We start from the raw sequence: 2361 nt of genomic DNA on the forward strand, positions 1-2361 counted from the left end.
CTGATTACAAGTCTGCTCCATTAATAAATTAAATTCCGTTGAAGATCTACTTAAGTTAATTGCCGCCATGGCCAGCCCAACATTAATATCTGGCCAATTTTCATGAAATCGAATTTCTGTATTTTCAATTTTAATAAAGTTAATCATTACTTAATACAATACCCTACTATTTCATCATGTAAAAAAAATGACGCTAAAGCGTCATTTTTTTTAACTTAAATAATAGTGAAATTACTCTTCTGTTACTTCAGTTACCTCATCAACACCTTCGTCAACTGCAGTTGTTGACAATTCTGCTTCAATTTCTTGAGCGGTTTGCGCGTCATGCACTTTTTGTTGAGCGGTTAATTCTTCTTCCATGGCATAATCTTCAGTTAAGATTGAAGCATTAATAAGACCCGCCTCAATTTCTCTCAAAGCAACTACAGTTGGCTTATCTTTGCCTGCGTCAAGCGTTGATTTATAGCCACCTGAACTTAACTGATGAGCACGCTTTGCAGCCACCAAGACTAACTCAAAACGATTATCTACAAAATCCAAACACTCTTCAACAGTTACTCTAGCCATAATACTCTCTAACTTTTAGTTATGATAAAATCAATCAATTTTACACGAAAATAAACTTCTACATTATTTTATGGAAAGACTAATTGTTTTAGATACCGAAACGACGGGTATTGAGCCTTCTGAAGGTCATCGAATTATTGAAATCGGCTGTACTGAAATTATTGACAGAGCGATTACTGAAGATAATGAATATCATCAATACATTCAGCCTGATCGAAACGTGGGTGACTCGGTTAGAATTCACGGCATTACCGATAAATTCTTAACAAACAAACCAAAGTTTGAAGACATTGTTGCTGAGTTTATGGAATATATTAGGGGTGCTACGTTAGTTATCCATAACGCGCCATTTGACTTAGGCTTTTTAAATCATGAGCTTAAATTATTTGGCTCTGATGAGCGCATTGAAGATCATTGCACCATTATTGACTCATTAGAACTTTCTAAACAGCAACGCCCTGGCACACTCCACAACTTAGACTCCTTGTGTCGTCGCTTTGAAATTGATGCCAGCGCAAGAACTGTTCATGGCGCCCTACTCGACGCGCAAATCCTTGCACAAGTTTATTTGGCCATGACTGGCGGACAGTCAACTTTATTTAGTAACGAACAGGCCACTGACGGCGGCAATTCAGACAATCATAAAATTATTCGGGTAAGTCAAGATTTGGGTAAGGTTAAAGTTGTATCTGCCAGCGAACAAGAACTTGAACTGCATAACAACTATTTTGCCAACGCTTAACCAACTAGGAAATAACATGATCTACCAAGATTTAAGAGAATTTATTAACGAACTAGAGGGTCGTGGCGAATTAAAACGCATTACCACTGAAGTGGACGCTAATTTAGAAATTACTGAAATTTGCCGCAGAACTCTAGACCAGCAAGGTCCCGCTCTGCTGTTTGAAAATGTCAAGGGTCATAATATCCCTGTATTGGCTAATTTATTTGGCACCACCGGACGTGTCGCCTCTGCCATGGGTCAAGAAGATTTAGTAGCACTTCGAGAGTTGGGCAAACTGCTTGCCGAGCTTAAACAACCCGAGCCACCTAAAGGCTTAAAAGATGCGATTGAAAAACTTCCGACACTAAAAAAAGTGCTTAACATGCCGGTCAAATCGGTAAAAAAAGGTCAGTGTCAAGAAGTAATTATTGAGGGTGATGAGGTAGATTTATCAACACTACCCATTCAAACTTGTTGGCCGGGAGATGTTGCACCATTAGTTACTTGGGGGCTAACCATTACCAAAGGGCCTTTGAAGAAACGTCAAAATTTAGGCATCTACCGTCAACAAGTCATTGGTAAAAACAAACTCATTATGCGCTGGCTATCACACCGTGGTGGTGCGCTTGACTTTAAAGATTGGTGCGAGAAAAATCCTGGCGAACCTTACCCAGTATCTGTGGCGATTGGCGCTGATCCAGCCACTACCTTGGCAGCGGTCACCCCAATTCCTGACAGTTTGAGTGAATACGCATTTGCCGGATTGTTACGTGGTAAAAAAACTAAAGTATGCACCTGTATTGGTAACGATTTACAAGTGCCTGAAAATGCCGAAATTATTCTTGAGGGAGTTATTTACCCAGATGAAATGGCTGACGAAGGTCCGTATGGTGATCACACAGGTTACTACAACGAAGTTGAGCGTTTTCCTGTGTTTACCGTAGAGCGAATCACGCATCGAAAAAATCCTATTTATCACTCCACTTATACGGGCAAACCCATTGACGAGCCTGCCGTTTTAGGTGTGGCACTTAACGAAGTATTTGTGCCTTTGTTGCAGCAACAATACC

General features: G+C 40.2%; 3 protein-coding genes. 2 read left to right on the forward strand and 1 reads right to left on the reverse strand.

The window, feature by feature from the left end; all coding sequences use genetic code 11:
- Window positions 1–231: 231 nt before the first annotated feature.
- Window positions 232–567: a DNA-directed RNA polymerase subunit omega gene (gene rpoZ, locus PSN35_RS07115; protein WP_300031447.1), complete on the reverse strand. Its 336-nt coding sequence runs from the start codon at window positions 565–567 to the stop codon at window positions 232–234.
- 70 nt (window positions 568–637) lie between these two features.
- Here rpoZ and dnaQ point away from each other — a divergent pair, with 70 nt between their 5' ends.
- Window positions 638–1309 (forward strand): DNA polymerase III subunit epsilon, encoded by a 672-nt coding sequence (gene dnaQ / locus PSN35_RS07120; protein ID WP_300031449.1) that lies wholly within the window; start codon window positions 638–640, stop codon window positions 1307–1309.
- A gap of 16 nt (window positions 1310–1325) precedes the next feature.
- Window positions 1326–2361, forward strand: a 1036-nt coding sequence (locus tag PSN35_RS07125) for a UbiD family decarboxylase (RefSeq protein WP_300031452.1), incomplete at its 3' end; no start/stop codon positions are given.

The sequence above is a fragment of the Candidatus Thioglobus sp. genome, assembly GCF_028599055.1.
GTDB lineage: Bacteria > Pseudomonadota > Gammaproteobacteria > PS1 > Pseudothioglobaceae > Thioglobus_A.

What these genes read in the sequence shown, in the direction of transcription:
- rpoZ (WP_300031447.1), bottom strand. Translation starts at nt 567, where the DNA reads ATGGCTAGAGTAACTGTTGAAGAGTGTTTGGATTTTGTAGATAATCGT.
- dnaQ (WP_300031449.1), top strand. Translation starts at nt 638, where the DNA reads ATGGAAAGACTAATTGTTTTAGATACCGAAACGACGGGTATTGAGCCT.